Origin of the sequence: Streptomyces sp. NPDC090442, from assembly GCF_044769405.1 — a bacterium.
In the GTDB taxonomy this organism is placed as follows: Bacteria; Actinomycetota; Actinomycetes; order Streptomycetales; family Streptomycetaceae; genus Streptomyces.
This window is the reverse complement of record NZ_JBIVXW010000005.1, coordinates 29,971-55,877: the sequence shown is the minus strand read 5'-3', so window position 1 is coordinate 55,877 and position 25,907 is coordinate 29,971. Positions and strand designations below refer to the sequence as shown.

Here is a 25,907-nt window from a genome sequence, read left to right as displayed (position 1 = left end):
TGATGAGTCCGGAAGTTGTCCACAGGGTGGGGATGGTGGCGTTGGCCGCCGCGATCCTGCTGTGTACGGGGGCGCTGGTGCGGGCGGTGCGCGTGGAGCGTGCGGTGCGGCGGCGGGTGCCGAGCGTGCTGGCGGGGGCGACGGGCGGCCTGGACGGCGGCGAGAGGGGCCTGCGCGCACGGGTGCGGTGGGTCGTCCGGGGCCGGTGGTGGGGGCGCGGAGCAGCCCGGGAGGACGGTCTGCCGGAGGCGTGGCTGCGGGAGTGGGGCGGGCCCCTGGGAGCGGGCGGCGGTGCGGCCGTCCTCCTGGGTGGTGTGACCGGTGCCCTGGTGGGGATCGCCGTCGGCTGGGGCGCCCACCACTGGCTGCGGTGGCAGCGGGGCGCGGCGGCGGATCGGGCCGCGGAAGCGCGGGTGGCCGCCGAACTCGCTCCGGCCGGCGAGTTGTTGGCGGCCTGCCTGGCGGCCGGCGCCGGCCCCCGGGAGGCGGTCGAGGCGGTGGGGCGGTCGCTGGACGGAACGGTCGCCGAGCGGCTGAGGCACATCGCGGCGGAACTGCGCCTGGGCGGCGAACCCGCCGCCGCATGGGCGCGGTTGGCGGAGCTCCCGGGAGCCGGGGCGCTGGCGCGCTGCATGGAGCGCGCGGGGATATCGGGGGCCCCGGCCGTCGAGCCGGCCCTGCGGGTCGCGGCCGAACTGCGTGCCGAGTGGGGCCGGGCCGCGGTCGCACGGGCCCGACGGGCGGGGGTGTTGGTCACCCTCCCGTTGTCGGGGTGCTTCCTGCCGGCCTTCCTCGTCCTCGGGGTGGCGCCGGTGCTGATCGGGCTGGCGGGCGGGCTGTTGGGGGGTGACGGCATGAGGTGAGGCGACGGTGCGCGGCCCGGTGGCAGGGGTACGCGCGAGGCCGGTCCCGGCCGCGACCGGGGCTCACACGGTCACGGCTGCACAAGCAGATGCACATATCCAGGCAGATTCAGGCAGGTTCGGGAGATTTCCAGGAGGCAGGACATGTTCCGTCGATGGTGGTCGCGGGTGCGCGCGGCAGGGGTGGACCGCGGGATGAGCACCGCGGAGTACGCGGTGGGGACGCTCGCGGCGTGTGCGTTCGCGGCGGTGCTCTACAAGCTGGTGACGAGCGGGCCGGTGGTCGCGGCGCTGCGGTCGATGCTCCAGAGGGCGCTCGATGTGCCGTTCTGAGGGCCGCGGGCGGGTCCGTGCCGCGCGCGCCGGTGCGGGCCCGCCCGGCGGGCCGGGAGCGCGGGACGCCGGGTTCGTGACGGCGGAGGCGGCGGTGGTGCTGCCGGTGCTGGTGGTCGTCGCGGTGGCGCTGGTCTGGGGGTTGCTGGCCGCCTGCGCCCGGATCGCCTGCGTGGACGCCGCGCGGGCCGGGGCGCGCGCGGCGGCGCGGCAGGAGCCCTCGGCCCAGGTGCTCGCGGCCGCGCGGGCGGCGGCTCCCCGGGGTGCGCGGATCGCGGTGACCCGGGAGGGCGACCTGGTGCGCGTACGGGTCGAGGCCGGGCTCCCGGGAGTGGGGCGGTTGCCGGTACGGGTCGGGGGAGAGGCGGTGGCCCTTGCGGAGGAAACGGTGCGCTGACGAGGGTTCCGCCACGGTGTGGACGGTCTGCGCGGCGGCGGCGCTGTGTGCGGTCTTCGCGGCGTTGATGGCCGTCGGCCAGGCGGTCACCGCCCGGCACCGGGCGGGCGGTGCGGCCGACTTGGCGGCGCTGGCGGCCGCCGATCAGGCGCTCCGGGGCCCGGTGGCGGCCTGCGCCACGGCGCGCCGGGTGGCCGCCGGGCAGCACGCCCGGCTGGTGCGCTGCGCGGTGGCCGGGCCGATCGCCGACGTCACGGCGGAGGCGGGCGGCGGCCCGTTCACCGCGCGGGTGCGAGCCCGCGCGGGCCCGACGACGGGCTCGCCGGCCGCGCCCGTGCCGCTGAGTTGGGGCGGGCGGTTGCCGCCGGCGCGGGGGTCGTTCGGGAAGCCCGACGCCGTGCGGGCGCGGGGCCGTCCGGGCGCCGCGGGGCTCCGGGCGTCGTGGCGGTCTGCCCTCCCGGCAACGCCCCAGCGGTGCGGGCCGGGAGTGAGGCGTGCCCGTGAAGTCCCGCTCGACGACGGGCACTTGGTGCGCACCGTGGCCGTACGGCGGGACGGTCCCCGGACGCCCCACGCGGGGTCGGTGCCACGGCCGGGGCCAACGCCCCGTGCGCCCGGCGCGGTTGGCGCGTGGTGGGGGCGGCGAACGTCAGCCGGGGGGAGCGCCTGGGGCGCCGCGGAGGAGTTCGGTGAGGAGGCGGAGGGCGCCGCGCTTGTGAAGCGGGTCGTTGCCGTTGCCGCACTTGGGGGACTGGATGCAGGACGGGCAGCCGGCGTCGCACTCGCAGGCGGCGATGGCGCTGCGGGTGGCGGCGAGCCAGTCGGCGGCCGTGTGGAAGGCGCGCTCGGCGAAGCCCGCGCCGCCGGGGTGGCCGTCGTAGACGAAGACCGTCGGCAGCAGCGTGTCCGGGTGCAGGGGGACGGAGACGCCGCCGATGTCCCAGCGGTCGCAGGTGGCGAAGAGCGGCAGCATCCCGATGGAGGCGTGCTCGGCGGCGTGCAGGGCGCCGCCCAACTGCTGCGGGCCCACCCGGGCGGCGTCGAGCTGGTCCTCGGTGACCGTCCACCACACCGCGCGGGTGCGCAGCGTACGGGGCGGCAGGTCCAGCTTGGTCTCGCCCAGGACCTCCCCGGTGATCAGTTTGCGACGGAGGAAGGAGACGACCTGGTTGGTGACCTCCACGGAGCCGAAGCACAGTCGGGCGTCGCCCCAGGGGACCTCGGTGTCGGTCTCCAGGACGGAGATCGCGGTGGTGTCGCGGGCGGTCGTGGAATACGGCGGATTGGCCTCCTCCACGAGGGCGACGTCGTCCGCCAGGTCCAGGTGCCGGACGAGATAGCTGCGGCCCTGGTGGAGGTGGACCGCCCCCTCGTGGACGGTGGTGTGCGCCGCCGCGGCGTCGACGGTGCCCAACAGCCGGCCGGTGCCGGCCTCCACGACCTGGACGGGGGAGCCGCCCTGGCCGCGGATGTCGGTGAGGTCGGCGGCCCGCTCGCGGCGCGTCCAGTACCAGGCGGCGGTGCGCCGCCGCAGCAGGTTGGCCGCCTCCAACTGCGGCAGCAGTCCGGCGGTCTCCGGGCCGAAGAGCGGGAAGTCGGCCTCGGTGAGCGGCAGTTCGGCGGCGGCCGCGCAGAGGTGCGGGGCGAGGACGTACGGGTTGTCCGGGTCGAGCACGGTCGACTCGACGGGGCGGTCGAAGAGCGCCTCGGGGTGGTGGACGAGATAGGTGTCCAGCGGGTCGTCGCGGGCCACCAGGACGGCCAGCGCGCCCTGTCCGGCGCGCCCGGCCCGGCCGGCCTGCTGCCACAGCGAGGCCCGGGTGCCGGGGTAGCCCGCGATGACCACGGCGTCCAGGCCGGAGACGTCCACGCCCAGTTCCAGCGCGGTGGTCGCGGCCAGGCCGAGGAGATCCCCGCTGTGCAGGGCGCGTTCGAGGGCCCGGCGCTCCTCGGGCAGATAGCCACCGCGGTACGCGGCGACCCGCGCGGGCAGCGAGCGGTCCACCTCGGCGAGCCGTTCCTGGGCGATCAGGGCGATCAGTTCGGCGCCGCGCCGCGAGCGGACGAAGGCGACCGTGCGGACCCCTTGGACGGCGAGGTCGGTGAGCAGGTCGGCGGTCTCCGCGGTCGCCGTGCGGCGGACCGGGGCGCCCTGCTCGCCGTGGAGCTCGGTCAGCGGCGGTTCCCACAGGGCGAACACCAACTCGCCGCGGGGCGAGGTGTCCTGCGTGATCTCCGCCACGGGCAGGCCGGTGAGCCGGGACGCCGCCTGCGCCGGCTCCGCGGCGGTGGCGGACGCCAGCAGGAAGACCGGTTCGGAGCCGTAGCGGGCGCACACCCGGCGCAGCCGGCGGATGACCTGGGCGACGTGGGAGCCGAAGACGCCGCGGTAGGTGTGGCATTCGTCGATGACGACGTAGCGCAGCGCGCGCAGGAACGAGGACCACCGGGAGTGGGCCGGGAGGACGCCGCGGTGCAGCATGTCCGGGTTGGTCAGGACGTAGTTGGCGTACTGGCGGACCCACTCGCGCTCCTGGACCGGGGTGTCGCCGTCGTAGACGGCGGGCCGGACCGCGGTGCCGAGCGGGGCGGCCAGTTCGCGCACCGCCCGCCGCTGGTCGGCCGCCAGGGCCTTGGTGGGCGCGAGGTACAGGGCCGTGGCCCCCCGCCCGTTGGGCGCCTCCGAGCCGTCCAGCAGCGTGGAGAGGACCGGTGCCAGGTACGCCAGGGACTTGCCCGAGGCGGTGCCGGTGGCGACCACGACGGATTCGCCGCGCAGCGCGTGTTCGGACGTCCGTGCCTGGTGGGCCCAGGGGCGATCGATTCCGGCCGAACGGATGGCATCGATCACTTCCGGTCGGATCCGTGCCGGCCAGTCGGCATGGGTGCCGATGCGCGGGGGCAAGTGCTCCGTATGAGTGATGCGCGCAGCACGGGTCGCGCCCCGGGCGAGACCGTCGAGAATCATGCCTGGGGACGTGCGCGCGTCACGCTCCGGCGGACGTGGATTGGAGGCCATCGGCACCGAGTGTGTCACCGGTGTGACGGACAATGCTCACAAGGCGTCGTGCACGCCTGCTGGTAAGTGATTGAATGCCATGGCGGCTGCCGATCCGCCCCTACCTCGGTGGGGAGGCCCCAGGGGGGCGACCGCTCGATAGCAAGGTGCTGGAGGATCCGTGGACCTGTCCCTGTCGACCCGGACCGTTGGCGACCGTACGGTCGTCGAGGTCGGTGGCGAGATTGATGTATACACCGCGCCCAAGCTGCGCGAGCAGCTGGTCGAGCTTGTGAACGACGGAAGCTACCACCTCGTGGTGGACATGGAACGTGTCGACTTCCTGGACTCCACAGGGCTCGGCGTCCTGGTCGGCGGGCTCAAGCGGGTGCGCGCCCACGAGGGCTCGCTGCGCCTGGTCTGCAACCAGGAGCGCATTCTCAAGATCTTCCGAATCACCGGTCTGACCAAGGTGTTCCCGATCCACACCTCGGTCGACGAAGCCGTCGCAGCCACTGACTGACGGTTCGCCGGTCCCCCGCGCCAAGGGTGCGGGGGGTGGAAGGAGTGGGGGGTACCGGGCGCGCTCGTCCGGCCCCCCGCGTTGCACGTCCGCATCCTGAGGGGGATGGCATGGCCACCGTCGAACTTCGCTTCAGCGCCCTTCCCGAGCACGTCCGGACCGCGCGTCTGGTCGCGGCTGCCGTGGCGCGGCGCGCGGGGGTGGACGAGGCCGTGCTGGACGAGGTGCGGCTCGCCGTCGGCGAGGCGTGCAGTCGCGCCGTGGGGATGCACGAGAGCCACGGCATCTCGGCGCCGGTGCGGGTGGTGCTGGTCGAGGACGAGGCCGAGAAGAAGTTCTCGATCGAGGTGGGCGACGAGGTTCCCGGCTCCGGTGGGACCGCCGCGGGCGGAGTTCCGGCCGAGGGCGGCGGGGAGAGCGACGCCGAGGGCGAGGACGAGATGGGCCTCGCGGTGATCAGCGGGTTGGTCGACGACGTCGAGGTGTCCTCCGGCGAGAACGGCGGGCGGATCCGGATGAGCTGGCCCGCGCATCCCACGCCGGTGCTGCCGTAGCGAGTGGGGCCGTCAGGCACGGGGCGGTTGGTGCCTCGTCGGGCGGGTGGATTGGTTCGTTGGGCGGGCGTCGTTGGTGGCGCCCTCGCTCCGGGGTTGTCTGCCCTCGCTTCGGGGGTGTCTGAGGTGGGTGTTGTCGGGCCGTGGGGCTCGGCGTTTTCGCGTGGGCGTTTCCGTGTGGTGTGTTCCTGACCGGCCGTCGGCACCGCCGGTTCTCTTGTCTGTTGCCGCCTGTCGGCGTCTGCCGCCGCCCGTTTCTGTCTGCTGGCGTGCCGAGTTGGGTCGGTGCAGCCTGCTTCTCCCTGGGCCCGAGGCGGCGACGGAGCCGTTGGACGGGCCGCCCGTCCGGCCGGCCGTTGAGGCCGTCTACCCCGACGCGTTCCGGCGTAGCCCGGGTGCTCCGTCATGGCCGGTGTGTGCCGTTGTGGGCGATGCGATCCGGACGTGATCTGACGGGACGTCACCACGTGGTGCGGGGCCGCTGGAGGGGGTGGGTGAGGGCTTCGGAGGGGTGTCGGGCGGCTCAATTCCCTCCCGTTTCACGGCGGTCACGGGGGGATCGGGGTGCGGTGAAAGGTCTTTGAGCAGCGAGGATCGTGGGAAATTCCGATCATCGGTCAAGGGTCAGCGAATTCGCCGGTTTACTTCGTGCGGGCGAATTCGGCGAACCCCCGGCCTTTTGATCTTCGCCGGGAACAGGCGAATTCCCTTTGAGGCGCCCTGTTTTGATCAACCGCGGCTCCCTACAATCCGTCCACATCTTGCTCAGGACGCCTGAGCGTGCTTCCGCGCGCCCATGTGCCATAACGTCAAGGAGGACGAATGGCGGGGCCTCTCACCCCTCAGTTGATGGACACCCCCACCGTGCTGGCCGAACCGTCACTCACCGCGGGCAACCGCGGGATCGTGCTGGTGATCGCCGTCGTCGCCCTGGCCGCCCTGGCGGTCGCGGCGGTGCTGGTCCGCCAAGTGCTCGCGGCCGGTGAGGGCACCGACAGTATGAAGAAGATCGCGGCGGCGGTGCAGGAAGGCGCAAACGCCTACCTGGCACGGCAGTTGCGGACCCTCGGCGCATTCGCCGTGGTCGTGTTCTTCCTGCTCATGTTGCTGCCCGCGGACAATTGGTCGCAGCGCGCCGGACGGAGCGCCTTCTTCTTGATCGGCGCGGCTTTCTCGGCGGCCACCGGCTATATCGGCATGTGGCTTGCGGTGCGTAGCAATGTGCGTGTGGCGGCAGCGGCCCGTGAGGCGACTCCGGGAGAGGACGCGACGCAGCAAACGGATCTTACGGCGGTCGCGCACAAAGCGATGAAGATCGCTTTCCGTACCGGTGGCGTCGTCGGCATGTTCACCGTGGGACTCGGCCTGCTCGGCGCGTCCTGCGTGGTGCTGGTGTACGCGGTGGACGCGCCCAAGGTGCTGGAGGGCTTCGGCCTCGGCGCCGCGCTGATCGCGATGTTCATGCGGGTCGGCGGTGGCATCTTCACCAAGGCCGCGGACGTCGGCGCCGACCTCGTCGGCAAGGTCGAGCAGGGCATCCCGGAGGACGACCCGCGCAACGCCGCCACCATCGCGGACAACGTCGGCGACAACGTGGGCGACTGCGCCGGCATGGCGGCCGACCTCTTCGAGTCGTACGCGGTGACCCTGGTCGCCGCGCTCATCCTGGGCACCGCGGCCTTCGGCGACGCCGGGCTGGCCTTCCCGCTGCTGGTGCCCGCGATCGGGGTGCTCACCGCGATGGTCGGCATCTTCGTCGTGGCGCCCCGGCGCCGGGACCGCAGCGGGATGACCGCGATCAACCGCGGCTTCTTCATCTCCGCGGGCATCTCGGTGGTGTTGGTGGCCGTCGCGGTCTTCGCCTACCTGCCGTCGAGCTACAAGGACCTCGCCGGCGTCAACGACCCGGAGATCCTGGGCCGTAGCGGCGACCCGCGGGTGCTGGCACTGGTCGCGGTGGCCATCGGCATCGTGTTGGCCGGGCTGATCCAGCAGTTGACCGGCTACTTCACCGAGACCAACCGGCGGCCCGTACGGGACATCGGCAAGACCTCGCTGACCGGGCCGGCCACCGTCGTGCTCTCCGGCATCTCGATCGGCCTCGAATCGGCGGTCTACTCCGCCGTGTTGATCGCGCTGGCGGTCTACGGGGCGTTCCTGTTGGGCGGCGCCTCGATCACGCTGGCGCTGTTCGCGGTGGCGTTGGCCGGCACCGGCCTGCTGACCACCGTCGGGGTCATCGTCGCGATGGACACCTTCGGTCCGGTCTCCGACAACGCGCAGGGCATCGCCGAGATGTCCGGCGACGTGACCGGGGACGGCGCGCAGGTGCTCACCGACCTGGACGCGGTGGGCAACACCACCAAGGCCATCACCAAGGGCATCGCCATCGCCACCGCGGTGCTCGCGGCCTCCGCGCTGTTCGGCTCGTACCGGGACGCGATCGCCAACGCCGTACGGGAGATCGGCCAGGCGGCCGGCGGGATGAGCCTGAGCCTGGACATCTCGCAGCCCAACAACCTGGTGGGGCTGATCCTGGGCGCGTCGGTGGTCTTCCTGTTCTCCGGGCTGGCGATCAACGCGGTGTCGCGGTCGGCCGGGGCGGTGGTCTTCGAGGTGCGCCGGCAGTTCCGGGAGAAGCCCGGGATCATGGACTACACCGAGAAGCCCGAGTACGGGCGGGTGGTCGACATCTGCACCAAGGACGCGCTGCGCGAACTGGCCACGCCGGGGCTGCTGGCGGTGCTCACGCCCATCGTGGTGGGCTTCGCGCTCGGCGTCGGCGCGCTCGGCTCGTTCCTGGCCGGGGCGATCGGCTCCGGCACGCTGATGGCGGTCTTCCTCGCCAACTCCGGTGGCGCGTGGGACAACGCCAAGAAACTGGTCGAGGACGGCCATCACGGCGGCAAGGGCAGCGAGGCGCACGCCGCCACGGTCATCGGCGACACCGTCGGCGACCCGTTCAAGGACACCGCGGGCCCGGCGATCAACCCGCTGCTCAAGGTGATGAACCTGGTGGCGCTGCTCATCGCGCCGGCCGTGGTGAAGTTCTCGTACGGCCACGACAAGAGCCTCGGCATCCGGGTCGCGGCCGCCGCGTTGGCGCTCGTGGTCATCGTCGGCGCGGTGTACCTCTCCAAGCGGCGCGGCATCGCCGTGGGTGACGAAGGCAACACCACGGAGGACCCCGAGAACGTCGCCAAGTCGACCGAGACCGCCGTGGCGTCCTGAAGGCCAGGGCCGCAGGTACGGCCCTCCGACCGCTCAACGGGCGGGTGTACGGCGCTTTTTGTGCGCGCCGGACACCCGCCCGCGGCGTCTCCGGACCCGCCCGCGGTCCTTGGTGCAAATGGCTGCAATGCGGGCCGGGCCCGAAGCCCGACCAGGGGGCGAGGCCGGTCGGACGTGTATGTTCCGGGGCCGAGAGCCATGGAAGGGACCAATCCGGTGAACAAGAAGCTCGTGGCTGCCCTGTCCGGCGGTGCCGCACTCCTGCTCGCGCTGACCGGTTGCAGCAGCGACAACTCGAAGAAGCTCGACGACTGGGCGAAGACGTTCTGCGACCCCGCGCAGGCTCCGTTCAAGCAGATCCAGGACGCCAACGCGGCCATGCAGACGGCCGACAGCGGCAACACGGACTCCAAGAAGGTCCAGCAGACCGACTCGGCGGCCTTCCAGAAGATCTCGGCGGCCTACGCCCAACTGGCCAAGTCCCTGGACAAGGCGGGGGCGCCGCCGAGCGAGGGCGGCGAGGACGCGCAGAAGAACGCGGTCAAGGAACTCAACTCGCTGTCCGCGGGGTACGCCGACCTCAAGAAGCAGGTGGACGGCCTGGACACCGGCGACAAGCTGAAGTTCGCCGACGGGCTGCGCAACCTGTCCAACGGGATCAACAAGCTCAACGCCAAGAGCGAACAGGCCTTCAAGAAGCTGGAGGCCGGCGACGTGGGCAAGGCGATGGCGCGGCAGAAGGGCTGCCAGAACCAGGGCGCCTCCAACGGGCCGTCGGCGGCGCCGTCCAAGAGCGCCTAGCGGACCGGTCCGTGGGGTTCCCGCGGACCGGTCGGAACAGCCCGTGGCGACGGCCCGGCGACGCGCCCGAGAGGGGCGGGGCGCGGGGCCGTCGCCGATTGTCGGTGGCAGGGCCGACAATGGTGGGGTGACGATGCACCTCCCCACCGCAGATGCCCAGGACCCCGAGAGCAGCGCGCGGACCAACCGGCTGCGCGAGGCGCTGTTGGCCGCCGCCTTCACCGCCGACGGCCTGTTGGAGCTGCTGGGCGCGCCCGCGTACGCGGCGTTGGCCCGCAGCGAGACCGTGCCCGCGCTGCGCGCGACCCGGGGCGAGGGCCCCCTGGAGACGCTGGTGCGGCTGTTCCTGTTGCAGCGTCCGGTGGCCGAGGCGCGGGCGGCCGCGGTGCTGCCGCTGGCGGACTGCCTCGCCGACGGCTGGCTGGTGCGGGACGGCGACGAGGTGCGCGCCACGGTGGACGTGCGGCCGTACGGCGGCCCCGACGGGGAGGACTGGTGGATCGTCTCCGACCTCGGCTGCGCGGTCGGCGGCGCGGGCGGCATCCGGGGCGGGGCGGGGGCGGACCGCTCCGGGCTGGTGCTCGGCGTCGGCGGGGCGTCCACGACCCTCGCCGGGATCACCGCGCGCCGCCCGGTCGCCAAGGCGCTCGACCTCGGCACGGGTTCCGGCATCCAGGCGCTGCACGCCGCCCAGCACGCCACCCACGTCACCGCCACCGACCTCAACCCCCGCGCGCTGCGCATCGCGGCGCTGACGCTGGCGCTCTCCGGGGCCGGTTCGGCGGAGCTGCGCGAGGGCTCGCTCTTCGAGCCGGTGGGCGAGGAGCGCTACGACCTGATCGTCTCCAACCCGCCGTTCGTGATCTCGCCGGGCGCGCGGCTCACCTACCGGGACGGCGGGATGGGCGGCGACGACCTGTGCCGCACCCTCGTCCAGCAGGCCGCCGCGCACCTCAACGACGGCGGGTACTGCCAACTGCTCGCCAACTGGCAGCACGTGGCGGGCGAGGAGTGGCAGGACCGACTGCGCTCCTGGGTGCCGCGCGGCTGCGACGCCTGGATCGTGCAGCGCGAGGTGCAGGACGTCACCCAGTACGCCGAGCTGTGGCTGCGCGACGCCGGCGACCACCACGCCGGCCAGGAGGAGTACGCGGCGCGCTACGACGCCTGGCTGGACGAGTTCGAGGCGCGCAAGACCAAGGCCGTCGGCTTCGGCTGGATCACGCTGCGCAAGTCCGGCGCGGAGGACCCGTCCCTCACCATCGAGGAATGGCCGCACCCGGTCGAACAGCCCCTGGGGGAGGCGGTGTTGCGCCACTTCGACCGCCAGGACTACCTGCGGGCCACCGACGACGCGGCGCTGCTGGCCGGGCACTTCCGGCTGGTCGACGAGGTGGTGCAGGAGCAGGTCGGGCTGCCCGGCGCGGAGGACCCGGAGCATGTGGTGCTCCGTCAGAACCGCGGCATGCGGCGGGCCACGAAGGTGGACACGGTCGGCGCCGGCTTCGCGGGCGTCTGCGACGGCTCACTGCCCGCCGGCCGGATCCTGGACGCCATCGCCCAACTCGTCGGCGAGGACCCGGTGTTGCTGCGGGACCGCACGCCGGCCGCCATCCGGATGCTGGTCGAGCAGGGCTTCCTGGAGCCGGTGGAATAGCGGCCGGGGCGGCGTTTTCGTTCACACGGCGTTCGTCCCGTCGCCGTACGGGCCTGCCAGGCTGGGGGCATGGACAGTGGGCCGGCAGGCTTCGCGGGGGCGGTGTTCGCGCTGTTCGGGGGCGGACTGCTGCTGTGGGCGGGCGTCTGCGCCCGGACCGGGCAGCCGGTGGCGGTGGGGTACGGCCGGGTGGCCGGGGCGGTGACGGCGCTGCTGACCGGGGCGGGGTTCCTGGCCCTGGGGTGCCGGCTGTTGGGCGCGTTCTGAGGGGACAACTACCGGGCTGGTGGCGGGTGTTCAGTTCCGGCCAGTTTCGGGGAATTCGGCGGATCTGGGGCGGAGGGGGAACCTCCGGTAGTCGATGCCCGTATTCCTGAGCGAAGGTCACCAACCAGCTCATTGGCCCATCAGTGAGGAATCCGACATGAACCGTGCACTTCGTTACGCCGCCGTCGGGATGGCCGCCGTCGCCCTGCTCGCCGGGGGTACGGCCGCCGCGGTCGCCGCGCCGACGCACGTCCACACGCCCACGCCGGTCGTGGCCACCGCGCCCGCGAAGGCGACGCTGACCGCCAAGGCCAGCGCGACGACGGTCAAGACCTGGCAGGAGTTCCGGATCACCGGCGTCGCCAAGGGCATCAAGGCGGGCAGCAAGGTGACGGTCCAGCAGAAGCAGGCCGCGAAGTGGGTGTCGCTGCCGGCGCAGGCGCCGGTCAACCACAACGGCAGCTACGCGATACGCGTCAAGCTGGGCATCAAGGGCGCCAACCAGCTCCGGATCGCCTCCGGCAGCACCCTCTCGCCGGTGGTGAAGGTCACCGTTCGCTGACGCCGGGACGGTCGCCCGTCAGCCGACGAGGTTGCGGGCGACCAGCCACACCGCGGCGGTGCCGAGGAGCACGGCATTGCCGCGGGCGGTCGGCTTCATCGGACGGCGCCGCCCGCGCAGCCCGTCGGCCAACCAGCGCGTCAGGGCGTAGGCGAGGGCGGGGACGCCGAGGACGAGCAGCACGGCGTTGTCGTGGAAGGCGGTCGCCACGTCGCCGTGCATCAGGTCGTACGCCATCCGCGTCCCGCCGCAGAACGGGCAGAGCAGCCCGGTGAGCAGGCGGAAGGGACAGGGGAGCAGGAGCTGCCCCGGTTGGTGCGGGTCGGTGTGCCAGAGGTAGCCGGCGGCCAGCGCGCCGGCGCCGAGCGCCATGGCCGCGGTGCGCAGGGTGCGCCGGCGGACGGCCGCGGCGTCGGTGCCGCCCGCCGGGGCCCCGGGGCCGGTGCTCCCGGTGGGCCGGTGCGGGTTCACACGCTCAGCGACCTGGCGTAGTTGACCTGGTTCAGCACGAACATGACCTGCTCGGGGGACTGCACCGGGATCATCGTGGCGTGGTGCCGCCCGCCGCTGTTCACCGTGACCTGGACGAAGCCGGTCGTCACGCGCTCCTTCATCAGCAGGAAGAGCAGCCCGAGCAGGCAGAAGAGGAAGAAGACGATGGCGAGGACGATGGCGTGCGTGGGGATCTTCTCCTCCGTGCGCGACATGTCGGTGGCCGTCCAGACCGCGCCCCGCAGCGGCATCGGGCCGACCGGCGTCATGATCGTGTCGCCGGTGACCGCGATGTCGCCCAGCGAGAGCACCGTGGGCCCGGGCTGCGGAGGCTGGCCGGGGAAGCCGCCGGGCGGGGGTGGCGGCGGGGTGCCGAAGCCCGGGCCGGGCGGCGGGGCGGCCTGCGGGTAGCCGTAGCCGGGCTCTCCGGGCCGGCCGCCCTGCGGGTAGCCGTAGCCGCCCTCCGGGGAGTAGGGGTGCTGGCCGGGCTGACCGGGCGGCTGTTCCGGGGGCGGGCCGGGGTACTGGTTCGCCATGGGTGGGTTCCCCCCGAGAGTGCGTGACGACGGCGGCTGACGGGCTCACGCGGTGAGTCGTGCCGCGTCCATCCTGCCAGTCCGATCACCTGCCGTATCAGGGTGATGACGGCAACGGGGCCGCCTTGTGACCGTTTCCGTACCCGGGGTGTGACCGGGAAGCGACGGGTCGGGGAGCGGACGGTCACGCTGTGAGATCGACGGCGGGCCGGGGAGGCGGTCGGCGGGGGCCGGCGCGGGGCGATCGGAGGGCGGCCGAAGCGGTCGGGGCGGCACGAAGGCATGTAGTCGGGTTACCGTTCGAGTGGCGTTGCGGGGTTTTTCCGTTTGACACGGGGGCGGGAGGTACCGTCACACTCCGCAGCGTCAAGCGTCACCGCAGTGATCTCGGGCGTCCGGCCCGGGAGCATTCCCAGCGTCGACCGGAGAGAAGAGCCAAAGTTGTCCCCGACCAGCGAGACCGCAGACGGCGGCGGCCGTCGACTCGTCATCGTCGAGTCGCCTGCCAAGGCGAAGACGATCAAGGGCTACCTCGGCCCCGGCTACGTGGTCGAGGCCAGCGTCGGGCACATCCGCGACCTCCCCAACGGCGCGGCCGAGGTCCCGGCGAAGTACAAGGGCGAGTCCTGGGCCCGCCTGGGCGTGAACGTCGACGCCGACTTCCAGCCCATCTACGTCGTCAACAGCGACAAGAAGGACCAGGTCAAGAAGCTCAAGTCGCTGCTGGCCGAGTCCGACGAACTCTTCCTCGCCACCGATGAGGACCGCGAGGGCGAGGCCATCGCGTGGCACCTCCAGGAGATCCTCAAGCCGAAGGTCCCGGTCCACCGGATGGTCTTCCACGAGATCACCAAGGACGCCATCCGCGAGGCCGTCGCCAACCCCCGCGACCTCAACAAGAAGCTGGTCGACGCCCAGGAGACCCGCCGGATCCTCGACCGCCTCTACGGCTACGAGGTCTCCCCGGTGCTGTGGAAGAAGGTCATGCCCCGGCTGTCCGCGGGCCGGGTGCAGTCGGTCGCGACCCGGCTCGTGGTCGAGCGGGAGCGCGAGCGCATCGCCTTCCGCTCCGCCGAGTACTGGGACCTCACCGGCACCTTCGCCACCGGGCGGACCGGTGACACCAGCGACCCGTCGACGCTGACCGCGCGGCTGAACACCGTCGACGGCCGCCGCGTCGCGCAGGGCCGCGACTTCGGCCCCAACGGACAGCTCAAGAACAACGACGTGCTGCACCTGGACGAGGCGAACGCCCGGGCGCTGGCCGCCGCCCTGGCGGACACCCAGTTCTCGGTGCGGTCGGTCGAGTCCAAGCCGTACCGCCGCTCGCCCTACGCGCCGTTCCGGACGACCACGCTCCAGCAGGAGGCCAGCCGCAAGCTGGGCTTCGGCGCCAAGTCGACGATGCAGGTCGCGCAGAAGCTGTACGAGAACGGCTTCATCACCTATATGCGTACGGACTCCACCACGCTCTCGGACACCGCGGTCGCCGCGGCCCGGGCGCAGGTGACGCAGTTGTACGGCGCCGGGTACCTGCCCGACAAGCCGCGCACCTACGCCGGCAAGGTCAAGAACGCGCAGGAGGCGCACGAGGCGATCCGCCCCTCCGGTGACCGCTTCCGCACGCCGGCGGAGACCGGACTGACCGGCGACCAGTTCCGGCTCTACGAGCTGATCTGGAAGCGGACCGTCGCCTCCCAGATGAAGGACGCGACCGGCAACTCCGTCACCGTCAAGATCGGCGGCCGGGCCGCGGACGGGCGGGACGCCGAGTTCAACGCGTCCGGCAAGACCATCACCTTCCACGGCTTCCTCAAGGCGTACGTGGAGGGGGCCGACGACCCCAACGCCGAGCTGGACGACCGCGAGCGGCGGCTGCCGCAGGTGGCCGAGGGCGACGCGCTGGCCGCGCGGGAGATCACCGCCGACGGCCATGCCACCAAGCCGCCCGCCCGCTACACCGAGGCCACGCTGGTCAAGGAGTTGGAGGAGCGGGAGATCGGCCGCCCGTCGACGTACGCGTCGATCATCGGCACGATCCTGGACCGCGGCTACGTCTTCAAGAAGGGCACCGCGCTCGTCCCGTCGTTCCTCTCCTTCGCGGTGGTCAACCTCCTGGAGAAGCACTTCGGCCGGCTCGTCGACTACGACTTCACCGCCAAGATGGAGGACGACCTCGACCGCATCGCCCGCGGCGAGGCGCAGGCCGTGCCGTGGCTGCGGCGCTTCTACTTCGGCGAGGGCCAGGGCGAGGGCGGTGCGGCGGACGCCGGCAACGGCGACGGCGACCACCTCGGTGGCCTGAAGGAACTGGTCACGGACCTGGGCGCGATCGACGCCCGGGAGATCTCGTCGTTCCCGGTGGGCAACGGCATCACGCTGCGGGTCGGCCGCTACGGCCCGTACGTCGAGCGCGGGGAGAAGGACGAGGAGGGCCACCAGCGGGCCGACGTCCCCGACGACCTGGCGCCCGACGAGCTGACGGTGGAGTACGCCGAGGAGCTGCTGGCCAAGCCGAGCGGCGACTACGAGCTGGGCATGGACCCGGACTCCGGCCACCAGATCGTGGCGAAGGACGGCCGCTACGGCCCGTACGTCACCGAGGTGCTGCCCGAGGGCACGCCGAAGACCGGCAAGAACGCGGTCAAGCCGCGCACCGCCTCGCTGTTCAAGTCGATGTCCCTGGACACCGTGACGCTGGCGGACGCGCTCAAGCTGATGTCGCTGCCGCGGGTCGTCGGCGCCGACGCCGAGGGCACGGAGATCACCGCGCAGAACGGCCGCTACGGGCCGTACCTCAAGAAGGGCACCGACTCGCGTTCCCTGGAGCGTGAGGAGCAGCTCTTCACGATCACGCTCGACGAGGCGCTGGCGATCTACGCGCAGCCCAAGCAGCGCGGCCGGGCCGCGGCCAAGCCGCCGCTGAAGGAGCTGGGCACCGACCCGGTCAGCGGCAAGCCGGTGGTGGTCAAGGACGGCCGGTTCGGCGCGTACGTCACCGACGGCGAGACCAACGCGACGCTGCGGCGGGACGACGACGTCGAGACGATCACGCCCGAGCGCGGTTACGAGCTGCTGGCGGAGAAGCGCGCCAAGGGGCCGGCGAAGAAGAAGACCGCCAAGAAGGCGCCGGCGAAGAAGACGGCGGCCAAGAAGACGACGGCGAAGAAGACCGCCGCCAAGAAGACCGCGACGAAGACGACGGCGGCCAAGAAGACCACCGCCAAGAAGACCGCGGCCAAGACGGCGGCGAAGAAGACGGCCGCGTCGGCCGAGGACTGAGAAAGCGGCTCCGGCCGGCGCGATCCGGCGCGGAACAAGGGCGGGCCGGCGGACATCCTCCGCCGGCCCGCCTTCGTACGCCCCGGCGCATCCGTCCATTTGTTCGGGCGGGCGCCCGGGGGAGTGCCGCATCCCGATAGGCTGGCGAGATGACGCGTGCCGAGCAGCCAACGGTCGTGACCCCCACTTCAGACGCCCTCGCAGCCGACTCCCGCGAGCGCGCGGTACGAGCCCTGCTCCGCTTCCCCCCACTGAAGCGGTTGTGGAGCGCCCAGCTCGTCGGGGGTATCGGCGATGCCCTGTCCTTGCTTGTCCTGGTACTCCTCGCCCTCCAGGCGGCGCTCTACGTGCCGTTGGGCGGCCAGGCCGTGTTCGGCGGCGGCTACCGCGGCGCCGCCTTCGCGGTCACCGCCGTCTTCGGCGTGCGGATGCTGGCGACGCTGCTCTTCGGAGCCGTCCTGCTGGGCCCGCTGTCCGCGCTCACCGCGCCGGACGGGCCGCTGGACCGCCGCTGGACGATGATGGCCGTGGACGGGCTGCGGATCGCGCTGCTGGTCATCGCCCCCCTGTGGATCGACTGGACGCCCACCAGCGCGCTGGCCTGGCTGCTGGTGACGGTCTTCGTCACCGGCGTCGCCGAACGCTTCTGGACCGTCGCCCGGGAGAGCGCCGCGCCCGCGCTGTTGCCCGCGCCGCCCCCGGAGGGCGCCGCGATCCGGCCACTGCCGGACAACATGGACGCGCTGCGCCGCCTGTCGCTGCGCACCGCCTTCGTCGCCGTGCCGCTCGCCGCCGCCGCGCTGCTGGTCTGCGCGCTGGTCGGGAAGCTGCTGGGGACCGGCGTCGCGTGGTTCGACGTCCACCAGGCGGCGCTCGGTTCGTACCTCGCGGCCGGGTTGTTCGCCGCCTCCGTCTCGATCCTCTACTTCATCGAGCTGCCCGGTGGGCAGACGCCGCGGCCGCGCTCTCCCCTGGAGGGCCTGCGCCGCCCGAAGACCACCTCGGCCACGGCCAAGGCGGGCAGCGCTCCCGACAAGGGCCGCACCGGCGCCCTTCCGTTGCTGGTGCTGGCCTGCGCCGCGGTGGCCGCCGCGATCGCCGCGGCCGCCTCGCTCGCCGTCCTGCACGCCGTCGACCTCGGCGGCGGGCCGGCCAGTTACGCGCTGCTGGTGGTCGTGCTGACCGGCGGCACGGCCCTGGGCATCCGCGGCGCCCGCAAGGTGCTGCCCGGGTTCTCCCGGCGCCGGCTGCTCGCCCTGGCCGTCGCCGTCACCGGGCTGTTCCTCCTGGCCATGGGGCTGGTCCCGGACACCACGACGGTGCTGCTGCTCGCCCTGCTGGCCGGGCTCAGCGCCGGCGTCGCCGCCAATACGGGCCACGCGCTGCTGGACCAGGAGACCGAGGCGTCCCGCACCGCCCGGACGACCGAGCACCTCCAGGCCGTCGTCCGGCTCGCGATAGCGCTCGCCGCGATCGTCGCGCCGCTGCTGGCCGCCGTGATCGGCCCGCACCACCTCGGCAGCGGCGCCTTCGTCCTCGCGCACGGCGGCGCGGCGTACACCCTGATGCTGGTCGGCGCGCTGCTGCTGCCGGTCGCCGCCTGGGTGCTGGGCAAGACCGACGACCGTCAGGGCGTCCCGTTCCGGCGCGATCTGACGGAGGCGGTGCGCGGCGGCGACCCGGCGCAGACCACCGCGGCCACCGGGTTCTTCATCGCCCTAGAGGGCGGCGACGGGGCCGGGAAGTCCACCCAGGTCGAGGCGCTGGCGGAGTGGATCCGCGGCAAGGGCCACGAGGTCGTGGTGACCCGGGAGCCGGGCGCCACCGCGATCGGCAAGCGGCTGCGCTCGATCATCCTGGACGTGTCCACGTCCGGGCTGTCCGACCGCGCCGAGGCGCTGATGTTCGCCGCCGACCGGGCCGAGCACATCGACAGCGTCGTCCGGCCCGCGCTGGAGCGCGGCGCGGTGGTGATCACCGACCGCTACATCGACTCCTCCGTGGCCTACCAGGGCGCGGGCCGCAACCTCGCGCCCACGGAGATCGCCCGGATCAACCGCTGGGCGACGGGCGGGCTGGTCCCGCACCTGACCGTGCTGCTGGACATCGCCCCGGAGGCCGCCCGCGAGCGGTTCACCGAGGCGCCGGACCGCATGGAGTCCGAGCCCGCCGAGTTCCACCAGCGGGTCCGGGCCGGCTTCCTGACCCTGGCCGCCGCCGACCCCGCGCGCTATCTGGTCGTCGACGCGGGCCAGGAGCCGGAGGCCATCACCACCGCCGTCCGCCACCGGCTGGACCAGGTGCTCCCGCTGTCCGAGGCCGAGATCAAGGCCCGCGACGAGGCCCGTAAGGCGGCCGAGGAGGAGGCCCGCCGCAAGGCCGAGGAGGAGGCCGCGCGCAAGGCCGAGGAGGAGCGCCGGGAGCGCGAGCGCCAGGAGCAGCTCGCCAAGCTGCGCGCCGAGGAGGAGGAGCGCAAGCGCCGGGAGGCCGAGGAGGCCAAGGCCCGGGAGGCCGCCCGGCAGGCCGAGGAGGCCCGCGAGCGCGCCGAGGAGGCCCGTCGGGCCGCGGAGGAGGAGCGCAAGCGGCGGGAGGCCGAGGAGCAGGCCCGCAAGGAGGAGCAGGAGCGGCTCCGCAAGCAGCACGAGGAGCAGGCGCGGCTGCGCCAGGAGGCCGAGGAGCGGCGCCGGGAGAAGCAGCGCAAGGCCGAGGAGGCGCTGCTCCGCGCCGAGCAGGCCCGGGTCGCGGCGGCCCAGGAGACGGCCGCGGCGGAGGCGAAGGCGCGGGCGGAGGCGACCGCGTCGGCCGAGGCGCCGACCGCGGAGACGGACGTGACGCAGCTGCGGAAGCGGATGGCGACGGAGGAGGCTCCCGGCAAGGGGACCGGTTCCGACGGCGAGCGGACGGCGGCGCTGCCGCGGCCCGAGCCGCAGGAGGGGCACGGCCCGGCGGACGAGACGACGGTCCTGCCGCCCGTACGGGACGACGCCGCCCGGGGCGGCCACCAGGGAGGCGGCGCGGACTCCGAGGAGACGGCGGTCCTGCCGCCGGTCCAGGGCGACCCGGCGGACCGGGTGCCGCCGTGGATGTTCGCCCAGGAGAACGGCAAGGGCAAGGACGCCGGCGCGGCCGAGCGGACCCGGGAACTGCCGCAGCCCGACCCGGAGACCGGCCGCCCCGCCGAGCCCCCGCGGCGCAGCCGGCCGCGCCCGGAATGGGCGGAGGAGACCCCGCTGGACGATCTGCCGACGCTCGCCGACGAGCTCCTCGGCCCGCGCGCGGACGAGGACACCGACCAGGGCGCGGGCGGGAACGGCCGCCGCCGGGGCCGGCGCGGCTGACGGGGGCGGTCCCCGACCCGGCACGAACGGCCGTGGCCGCAGCGCGCGAACGCTGCCGCCACGGCCGTTCGCCGTTCCGGGAGCCGGGAGCCGGGAGCCGGGAGCCGGCGCGGTGCGGCCGGCGGCGCTGGTTGTCGGTGGGGTGCACCACAATGGGTGGGGCGCGGGTCGAGACGGCCGGGTCGGGAGGGCCGGACCGCCGCCGCACGGCCCGCCGGGGCTCGTGCGACGGGCCCGAGCAGCACACGCGGGGCGCGCCCCAGGGCGCCCACCACGCACCACACGCGGAACGGACGGGACGGCAGCAGCGATGGCGGTATGGGACGACGTGGTCGGCCAGGAGCGGGTGACGGAGCAGCTCGCCGCGGCCGCGCGCGATGCGGACGCCATCGTGGCCGCCGAGGCCGCCGGGGAGGGGCCGGCGGAGCGCAGCGGCGCCTCCCAGATGACCCACGCCTGGCTGTTCACCGGCCCACCCGGGTCCGGCCGGGCCACCGCCGCCCGCGCGTTCGCCGCCGCTGTGCAGTGCGTGAGCCCGGACCGCGGGCTCGGCGGCGCCCCCGGCTGCGGCTTCTGCGACGGCTGCCACACCACCCTGGTCGGCACCCACGCCGACGTCGAGATCGTCCGCACCGACCTGCTCTCGATCGGCGTGAAGGAGACGCGTGACCTGGTCCGCCGGGCCTCGCTCTCCCCGGCCGGCGGCCGCTGGCAGGTGATCGTCCTGGAGGACGCCGACCGCCTCACCGAGGGCGCGGGCAACGTCCTGCTCAAGGCCGTCGAGGAGCCCGCGCCCCGCACGGTCTGGCTGCTGTGCGCCCCCTCCATCGAGGACGTCCTGCCCACCATCCGCTCCCGCTGCCGCCACCTGTCGCTGCGCACGCCCCCGGTCAGCGCGGTCGCCGACGTCCTCGTCCGGCGCGACGGCATCGACCCGCAGGCCGCCGACCTCGCCGCCCGCGCCACCCAGGGGCACATCGACCGGGCCCGCCGGCTCGCCACCGACGAGCGGGCCCGGGCCCGCCGCGCGGCCGTCCTGAAGCTCCCCCTGCGCGTCGACGACATCGGCGGCTGCCTCAAGGCCGCCCAGGAGCTGATCGACGCCGCCGGCGAGGACGCCAAGCAGGTCGCCGAGGAGGTCGACGCCAAGGAGACCGAGGAGCTGCGGGCCGCCCTCGGCGCCGCGGCCGGCACCGGCGGCCGGCTGCCCCGCGGCACCGCGGGCGCCATGAAGGAGCTCCAGGACAGGCAGAAGCGCCGCGCCACCCGTACCCAGCGCGACAGCCTCGACCTCGCCCTGGTCGACCTCACCGCCTTCTACCGCGACGTCCTCGCCGTCCAGATGGGCGCCTCCGTCCCGCTCGCCAACGACGAGGTCCGCGACAGCGTCCAGCGGATCGCCACCGGCTCCACCCCCGAGCGCACCCTGCGCCGGATAGAAGCGGTGATCGCCTGCCGGGAGGCCCTGGAGCGCAACGTCGCCCCGCTGCTCGCGGTCGAGGCGATGACGGTCGCGCTCCGGGCGGGCTGACCCACCGGGCCCTCCCCTCCCGGCTCCGCCGATCCCCCCGACCTCTCGATCGTCGCGCACGGATCGTACGTCTCTGGATACGCTCCGTTCGTAGCCCCGGGACCGGGACGTCGGGACCGGGAGCCTCGATCGCCGAGGAGCCGCCACCAGGAGCCACGCCGGCCACCACCGGGAAGACCGCCGCCCGGGACCGACACCGAGGGACCGCCATGCCGCCCAGTCGCCCGTTCCGCTCGACCACCACCGCCGCGGCCGCTGCCGCCGCGGCCCTCGCCCTGCTGATCTCCGGCTGCTCGTCGGGGACTTCGTCCCCCGGCGGAGCCGCGTCCCCGGGGCGCTCGACGGAGGCCGGCGCCGAGCGCCCGGCGTCCGACATCTCCCCCCTGAAGCCGCTCCCCGCCGCCGTCCCGGCCGATCTCCGCCCGTACTACGACCAGAAGCTGAGCTGGCACGACTGCGGTGTGGCCGGCTTCCAGTGCGCGACGATGAAGGCGCCCCTGGACTACGCCAAGCCCAGCCCGGCCACCGACCTGAAGCTGGCGGTGGCCCGCAGGAAGGCCACCGGCCCCGGCCCGCGGATCGGCTCCCTCCTGGTCAACCCGGGCGGCCCCGGCGGCTCGGCGATCGACTACCTCCAGCAGTACGCGCCCCAGCCGGCCGTGGTCCGCGCCCGGTACGACATGGTCGCCATGGACCCGCGCGGGGTCGCCCGCAGCGAACCGATCGAGTGCCTCACCGATCGTCAGATGGACCGCTTCACCCAGACCGACACCACCCCCGACACCCCCGCGGAGGTCAACCGGCTCGTCACCGCCGACCGCGACTTCGCCGAGGGCTGCGAGGCCCGCTCCGGCAAGCTGCTGCCGCACGTCTCCACCATCGAGGCGGCCCGCGACATGGACGTGCTGCGCGCCATCCTGGGCGACAAGAAGCTGAACTACGTCGGTGCCTCCTACGGCACCTTCCTCGGCGCGACCTACGCCGGTCTCTTCCCGTCCCGCTCGGGCCGCCTGGTCCTCGACGGCGCGACCGACCCGACGCTGGACTCCCGCGCCGTCAACCTCGAACAGACCGCCGGCTTCAACACCGCCTTCACCGCGTTCGCCAAGGACTGCGTGAAGAAGAAGGACTGCCCGCTCGGCACCAAGAACGCCACGGACGCCGGCCGGCGGCTCTCCGCCCTCTTCGAGAAGTTGGACGCCCACCCCCTCGACACCGGCCAGGACCGCAAGCTCACCGAGTCCCTGGCCACCACGGGCGTGATCGCCGCGATGTACGACCAGGGCGCCTGGCCGCTGCTCCGCGAGGCCATCGCCCAGGCCGAGTCCGGCAACGGCAGCGGCCTGCTCGCGCTGTCCGACAGCTACTACGAGCGCGACGCCTCGGGCCACTACGCCAACCAGATGTTCGCCAACCCGGCCGTCAACTGCCTCGACCTCCCACCGGCCTTCACCAGCCCCGAGCAGGTCCGCGCCGCCCTCCCCGCCTTCCGCAAGGCGTCCCCGGTCTTCGGCGACAACTTCGCCTGGTCCGCCCTGAGCTGCGCGTACTGGCCGGTCAAGGCCACCGGCATGGTCCACCGCATCGCGGCCAAGGGCGCCGACCCGATCGTCGTCGTCGGCACCACCCGCGACCCGGCCACCCCGTACGTCTGGGCCAAGGGCCTGGCCGCCCAGCTCTCCAGCGGCAGCCTGCTGACGTACATCGGCGACGGCCACACCGCCTACGGCCGCGGCAGCGACTGCATCGACACCGCCATCAACACCTTCCTCCTCGAAGGCACCCCACCAGCCAAGAACAAGCGCTGCACCTGACCCCGTCCCCTCCGCCCACCCCCTCACGGGCCCCTCCGGAACCGAGTACAGAGCACCCCCCGCTCCTGTGTAGACTGGGCCGCGCACCACGCCGCCTTAGCTCAGTTGGCCAGAGCAACGCACTCGTAATGCGTAGGTCTCGGGTTCGAATCCCGGAGGCGGCTCAAGGAAAGTCCAGGTCAGATAGCTCCTGACCTGGGCTTTTTCTTATGCGCTGATCTTGCGGGGGCGGAACGCGATGATCTTCGCACCGTCCTGCGTGCCCGCTGCGTGCCCATCGGGCTCAGGAATCGCCGCCGCCGGCTGCTGCTGGGCAAGGTGGGCGAGGGCCTGCTGCGCGATGTCCTCGACCGTGCGGCCGTCCAGTGCGGCAGCCTCGACGATCTGCGCGACGAGGTGATCGAGCGTCACCTGTGCGCCCTGCTCAATGCGTGGATCGGTAGTCGCCTCGGTTGGCGTCTGCTTGGGGCTGCGGGCCGCACCGCGGGGAACGACGGCGGCGGTTGCCTCGGCGGCCTCGCGAGCAGCCTTCGGCATGACGGACTGGTAGATGTCCCGGGTGATGCGGCTCTCACTGTGGCCGAGGGTCTCGGACACGATCTTGATGTCGACGCCGGCGGCAAGCATGAGCGAGGCGGCGACGTGCCGCAGATCATGCAGCCGGATCGGCGGCAGGCCCGAGAGTTCGACGAGCCGCTCGAAATAGTCGGTCAGCCACCCCGGGTGAATCGGCGCACCGCTGTCCATGGTGAAGAACCGACCCGAGTCGACCCACGCCTCGCCGCACGCGAGGCGCTCCTCTGCTTGTCGTGCCTCCTGTTCGTCGAGTACCTCGTCGGTGTAGTCGTCGAGGTCGATCACGCGTTCGCCGCTGTCGGTCTTTGGTGCGTTCTCGATGACCTCCCAACCGTCCTGCACAAGCTGCGTGGCGATGGTCAGTGTTCCGGCGGCACGGTTGCGGTCCGTGCGGCGCAAGCCGCACGCCTCGCCGCGGCGCAGGCCCCGGAAGGTGATCAGGTGGAAGAGTCCGTACAGGCGCTCTCTCCGGTCGGTGAGGAAGTCGAGGAACTCGCCTGCCTGCTCGGGGGTCCAGACCATGACGGGGGACGGCTTGGTGCCGGTCCGCAGCCATTCGGCGATGCGCTCGTCGGTCCACACAAGCGCCTTGGGGCGCCTGGCGGCTTCGAGCTCGACGTGCGCGGCGGCGTTGAAGATGATGAGTCCACGCGCGATAGCGACGTTCAGGGCAGCCCGTAGCGTGGCCTTGATGTGGTGTTGTGTCGCAACTCCCGTGATCCGTCGGAATGGTGGCATCGCGTCAATGGTCTCTTTGATCGCCTTACGGTGCCGCCGGTTCTCTGGTCCCTTCCAGGGGATCAGCTTGAGCTCGTCGAGCGCGGTGCGGCGGAGCATGTTGGTGTCGTTGATCTCGATGTTCGCCTCGGCGATGGCGGCGAACATCTCGTCGAGGTGCGCGACGGTGAGGCGGTCGAGGCGTATGTGCCCGATCCGCGGTATGAGGTGCACGCGGATATCGGTGTCGTACCGGTTCTTCCCGCTCGTGCGGAGTCTCTTCTTTCCTGCGAGCCACTGTTCGAGCCATTCGCCGACGGTCAGGTGCTGCGTGAGGGACTGGCCGGTCGCGAACTTCCGCTTGGTCTCGTCGTAGTTGGGGATAGGGTCCTTGCTCGCTGAGACGGTTTCGAGCAGGTCGCCGATACGGCGGCGGCCTTCCCGGTCGTTCTTGTCGGCGATGTTGAGCAGGGCGCGGACGGCGTCGAGGTCGGCCTGCGCGTCGGTCTTGGTGTCGTAGCCGGTGCGACGGAAGAGACGGCGCTCGCCGTCCTTGTTCGGCGGCAGTTCCTGCCGAACAGACCACACGCCGTGGGCGCGTTGGTTGAACTTCGGGCAGGCGGTGCCCAAGGGCTTGCCGGTTTCCTTGCTGCGGCAGTAGCAGCGCTTCGTCGTGGAGCCGTTCACTGGTTGCCTCTCGGGTTAAGGGTGTTGGGGGCGTCGAGGACGTCGAGCCCCTTCATGTCCTCGATCAGGTCCGCCCGTAGGGCGGGGACCGGGACGCCAGCGCGGCCCATGTCGTTGATGTGCCGGGCGAGTTCTTCAAGGCGGTGCAGGTACTCGGTGTGTGCAGCGGCGCTGCCTCCCTTCGACTGCTCGGCTTCGGCCCGTAGATGGGCCCTGTGGGCCGCTTCGCGGCGCCGCTCGAACTCGGGGTAGAGGCTGGCGGGATAGGCCGCCTCAGCCCATGCTGCGGACCATTTCGGGCCGCCCTCGGTGATGGGGTGCGGGTCGGGGTAGTGGCGCCCGTCGAGGGGGCCGGCGAGAGCGGGCGTCTCTTCGCCGGTCCACCACTTCCACACCGTGTAGGCATCGCGTGGGCCGGCCGCGGGGACGGTGGGGACGCTGCCCTCGGTGCCCAACGGAAGTGCCAGAAGGAGCGGGGGGACGGCGAGGGCGAGCCCCAGCACTGTCAGCTCGTCGACGGTGACGTGTCGGCGGCGCTTGCCTTCCTTGGTCTTGCGGCCGTTCTCGATGTCGACCAGCGCCGAGTAGGACAGTTCGGGGGCGCCGAGGTCGGCGCAGCGTTCTGCGAGTTGGTCGCGGTTGAGTCCAAGTCGGGTGCGGTGGCGGCGGATTTGGGCGCCGATGATGTCGCTCGGCCTGTCGTTGCTATGCATATCGACAAGCTAGCAAAGCATGTTGCGCAAGATCA

General features: G+C 72.9%; 19 protein-coding genes, 1 tRNA gene and 1 pseudogene. 16 read left to right on the top strand and 5 right to left on the bottom strand.

Annotated elements, in window-relative coordinates; all coding sequences use genetic code 11:
- Nucleotides 1-2: 2 nt before the first annotated feature.
- From ACIQU6_RS05770 to ACIQU6_RS05755, 4 genes and pseudogenes are all read left to right on the top strand, one after another.
- Nucleotides 3-863: a type II secretion system F family protein gene (locus tag ACIQU6_RS05770; RefSeq protein WP_403480376.1), complete on the top strand. Its 861-nt coding sequence runs from the start codon at nucleotides 3-5 to the stop codon at nucleotides 861-863.
- 144 nt (nucleotides 864-1,007) lie between these two features.
- Complete coding sequence (locus ACIQU6_RS05765; RefSeq protein WP_403480375.1) at nucleotides 1,008-1,196, top strand: DUF4244 domain-containing protein; 189 nt, start codon at nucleotides 1,008-1,010, stop codon at nucleotides 1,194-1,196.
- A complete protein-coding gene (locus ACIQU6_RS05760) occupies nucleotides 1,183-1,593 on the top strand; it encodes a TadE family type IV pilus minor pilin (protein ID WP_403480374.1) in 411 nt (136 codons plus the stop codon). The genes ACIQU6_RS05765 and ACIQU6_RS05760 overlap by 14 nt, the downstream gene beginning before the upstream one ends.
- Before the next feature lie 16 nt (nucleotides 1,594-1,609).
- Nucleotides 1,610-1,843: pseudogene (locus ACIQU6_RS05755) on the top strand (Rv3654c family TadE-like protein); the annotation flags it as partial.
- Nucleotides 1,844-2,242: 399 nt separating this feature from the next.
- On the opposite strand, the gene ACIQU6_RS05750 reads toward ACIQU6_RS05755, so the two are convergent.
- Nucleotides 2,243-4,612, bottom strand: a complete 2,370-nt coding sequence (locus ACIQU6_RS05750; protein WP_403480373.1) for a DEAD/DEAH box helicase — start codon at nucleotides 4,610-4,612, stop codon at nucleotides 2,243-2,245.
- Between the two features lie 160 nt (nucleotides 4,613-4,772).
- On the opposite strand from ACIQU6_RS05750, the gene bldG reads away from it, so the two are divergent.
- The 7 genes from bldG (at nucleotide 4,773) to ACIQU6_RS05715 (ending at nucleotide 12,186) form a co-directional block, all read left to right on the top strand.
- Nucleotides 4,773-5,114: an anti-sigma factor antagonist BldG gene (bldG, locus tag ACIQU6_RS05745; protein ID WP_004571875.1), complete on the top strand. Its 342-nt coding sequence runs from the start codon at nucleotides 4,773-4,775 to the stop codon at nucleotides 5,112-5,114.
- 110 nt (nucleotides 5,115-5,224) lie between these two features.
- Nucleotides 5,225-5,668, top strand: coding sequence for an ATP-binding protein (locus ACIQU6_RS05740; protein WP_403480372.1), 444 nt, complete (start codon nucleotides 5,225-5,227; stop codon nucleotides 5,666-5,668).
- 822 nt (nucleotides 5,669-6,490) lie between these two features.
- Nucleotides 6,491-8,899, top strand: a complete 2,409-nt coding sequence (locus ACIQU6_RS05735; protein WP_403480371.1) for a sodium-translocating pyrophosphatase — start codon at nucleotides 6,491-6,493, stop codon at nucleotides 8,897-8,899.
- Between the two features lie 216 nt (nucleotides 8,900-9,115).
- A complete protein-coding gene (locus ACIQU6_RS05730; RefSeq protein ID WP_403480370.1) occupies nucleotides 9,116-9,700 on the top strand; it encodes a small secreted protein in 585 nt (194 codons plus the stop codon).
- A 133-nt stretch (nucleotides 9,701-9,833) separates the two neighbouring features.
- Entirely contained in the window at nucleotides 9,834-11,357 is a 1,524-nt protein-coding gene (locus tag ACIQU6_RS05725; RefSeq protein ID WP_403480501.1) for a methyltransferase, read from the top strand.
- 69 nt (nucleotides 11,358-11,426) lie between these two features.
- Complete coding sequence (locus ACIQU6_RS05720) at nucleotides 11,427-11,624, top strand: hypothetical protein (RefSeq protein ID WP_403480369.1); 198 nt, start codon at nucleotides 11,427-11,429, stop codon at nucleotides 11,622-11,624.
- Between the two features lie 157 nt (nucleotides 11,625-11,781).
- Nucleotides 11,782-12,186, top strand: coding sequence for a hypothetical protein (locus ACIQU6_RS05715; protein WP_403480368.1), 405 nt, complete (start codon nucleotides 11,782-11,784; stop codon nucleotides 12,184-12,186).
- An 18-nt stretch (nucleotides 12,187-12,204) separates the two neighbouring features.
- Here ACIQU6_RS05715 and ACIQU6_RS05710 read toward each other — a convergent pair whose 3' ends face one another.
- Entirely contained in the window at nucleotides 12,205-12,657 is a 453-nt protein-coding gene (locus ACIQU6_RS05710) for a DUF2752 domain-containing protein (protein WP_403480367.1), read from the bottom strand.
- Nucleotides 12,654-13,214, bottom strand: coding sequence for a hypothetical protein (locus tag ACIQU6_RS05705; protein WP_403480366.1), 561 nt, complete (start codon nucleotides 13,212-13,214; stop codon nucleotides 12,654-12,656). Before ACIQU6_RS05705 ends, ACIQU6_RS05710 begins: the two co-directional genes overlap by 4 nt.
- 441 nt (nucleotides 13,215-13,655) lie before the next feature.
- Between ACIQU6_RS05705 and topA the strand changes: the two genes are divergently transcribed.
- From topA to ACIQU6_RS05680, 5 genes are all read left to right on the top strand, one after another.
- Nucleotides 13,656-16,496, top strand: coding sequence for a type I DNA topoisomerase (topA, locus tag ACIQU6_RS05700; protein WP_403480365.1), 2,841 nt, complete (start codon nucleotides 13,656-13,658; stop codon nucleotides 16,494-16,496).
- Nucleotides 16,497-16,645: 149 nt separating this feature from the next.
- A complete protein-coding gene (gene tmk / locus ACIQU6_RS05695) occupies nucleotides 16,646-19,834 on the top strand; it encodes a dTMP kinase (RefSeq protein ID WP_403480364.1) in 3,189 nt (1,062 codons plus the stop codon).
- Nucleotides 19,835-20,144: 310 nt separating this feature from the next.
- Complete coding sequence (locus ACIQU6_RS05690) at nucleotides 20,145-21,365, top strand: DNA polymerase III subunit delta' (protein ID WP_403480363.1); 1,221 nt, start codon at nucleotides 20,145-20,147, stop codon at nucleotides 21,363-21,365.
- A 209-nt stretch (nucleotides 21,366-21,574) separates the two neighbouring features.
- Nucleotides 21,575-23,179: an alpha/beta hydrolase gene (locus ACIQU6_RS05685; protein WP_403480362.1), complete on the top strand. Its 1,605-nt coding sequence runs from the start codon at nucleotides 21,575-21,577 to the stop codon at nucleotides 23,177-23,179.
- A 90-nt stretch (nucleotides 23,180-23,269) separates the two neighbouring features.
- A tRNA-Thr gene (locus tag ACIQU6_RS05680) sits at nucleotides 23,270-23,343 on the top strand.
- A 43-nt stretch (nucleotides 23,344-23,386) separates the two neighbouring features.
- Here the strand turns inward: ACIQU6_RS05680 and ACIQU6_RS05675 are convergent.
- Together ACIQU6_RS05675 and ACIQU6_RS05670 are read right to left on the bottom strand one after the other, a co-directional pair.
- On the bottom strand, nucleotides 23,387-25,159 hold the full coding sequence (locus tag ACIQU6_RS05675) for a tyrosine-type recombinase/integrase (protein ID WP_403480361.1): 1,773 nt from the start codon (nucleotides 25,157-25,159) through the stop codon (nucleotides 23,387-23,389).
- Nucleotides 25,156-25,872 carry a helix-turn-helix domain-containing protein gene (locus ACIQU6_RS05670; protein WP_403480360.1) on the bottom strand — a complete coding sequence of 239 codons (717 nt, stop codon included), beginning with the start codon at nucleotides 25,870-25,872 and terminating at the stop codon, nucleotides 25,156-25,158. Before ACIQU6_RS05670 ends, ACIQU6_RS05675 begins: the two co-directional genes overlap by 4 nt.
- Between the last annotated feature and the right edge of the window lie 35 nt (nucleotides 25,873-25,907).

Bases quoted from the DNA above. Each gene is read 5' to 3' on its own strand.
- ACIQU6_RS05770 (WP_403480376.1), top strand. From the start codon at position 3: ATGAGTCCGGAAGTTGTCCACAGGGTGGGGATGGTGGCGTTGGCCGCC.
- ACIQU6_RS05765 (WP_403480375.1), top strand. From the start codon at position 1,008: ATGTTCCGTCGATGGTGGTCGCGGGTGCGCGCGGCAGGGGTGGACCGC.
- ACIQU6_RS05760 (WP_403480374.1), top strand. From the start codon at position 1,183: ATGTGCCGTTCTGAGGGCCGCGGGCGGGTCCGTGCCGCGCGCGCCGGT.
- ACIQU6_RS05750 (WP_403480373.1), bottom strand. From the start codon at position 4,612: ATGGCCTCCAATCCACGTCCGCCGGAGCGTGACGCGCGCACGTCCCCA.
- ACIQU6_RS05740 (WP_403480372.1), top strand. From the start codon at position 5,225: ATGGCCACCGTCGAACTTCGCTTCAGCGCCCTTCCCGAGCACGTCCGG.
- ACIQU6_RS05735 (WP_403480371.1), top strand. From the start codon at position 6,491: ATGGCGGGGCCTCTCACCCCTCAGTTGATGGACACCCCCACCGTGCTG.
- ACIQU6_RS05725 (WP_403480501.1), top strand. From the start codon at position 9,834: ATGCACCTCCCCACCGCAGATGCCCAGGACCCCGAGAGCAGCGCGCGG.
- ACIQU6_RS05720 (WP_403480369.1), top strand. From the start codon at position 11,427: ATGGACAGTGGGCCGGCAGGCTTCGCGGGGGCGGTGTTCGCGCTGTTC.
- ACIQU6_RS05715 (WP_403480368.1), top strand. From the start codon at position 11,782: ATGAACCGTGCACTTCGTTACGCCGCCGTCGGGATGGCCGCCGTCGCC.
- ACIQU6_RS05705 (WP_403480366.1), bottom strand. From the start codon at position 13,214: ATGGCGAACCAGTACCCCGGCCCGCCCCCGGAACAGCCGCCCGGTCAG.
- tmk (WP_403480364.1), top strand. From the start codon at position 16,646: ATGACGCGTGCCGAGCAGCCAACGGTCGTGACCCCCACTTCAGACGCC.
- ACIQU6_RS05690 (WP_403480363.1), top strand. From the start codon at position 20,145: ATGGCGGTATGGGACGACGTGGTCGGCCAGGAGCGGGTGACGGAGCAG.
- ACIQU6_RS05685 (WP_403480362.1), top strand. From the start codon at position 21,575: ATGCCGCCCAGTCGCCCGTTCCGCTCGACCACCACCGCCGCGGCCGCT.
- ACIQU6_RS05670 (WP_403480360.1), bottom strand. From the start codon at position 25,872: ATGCATAGCAACGACAGGCCGAGCGACATCATCGGCGCCCAAATCCGC.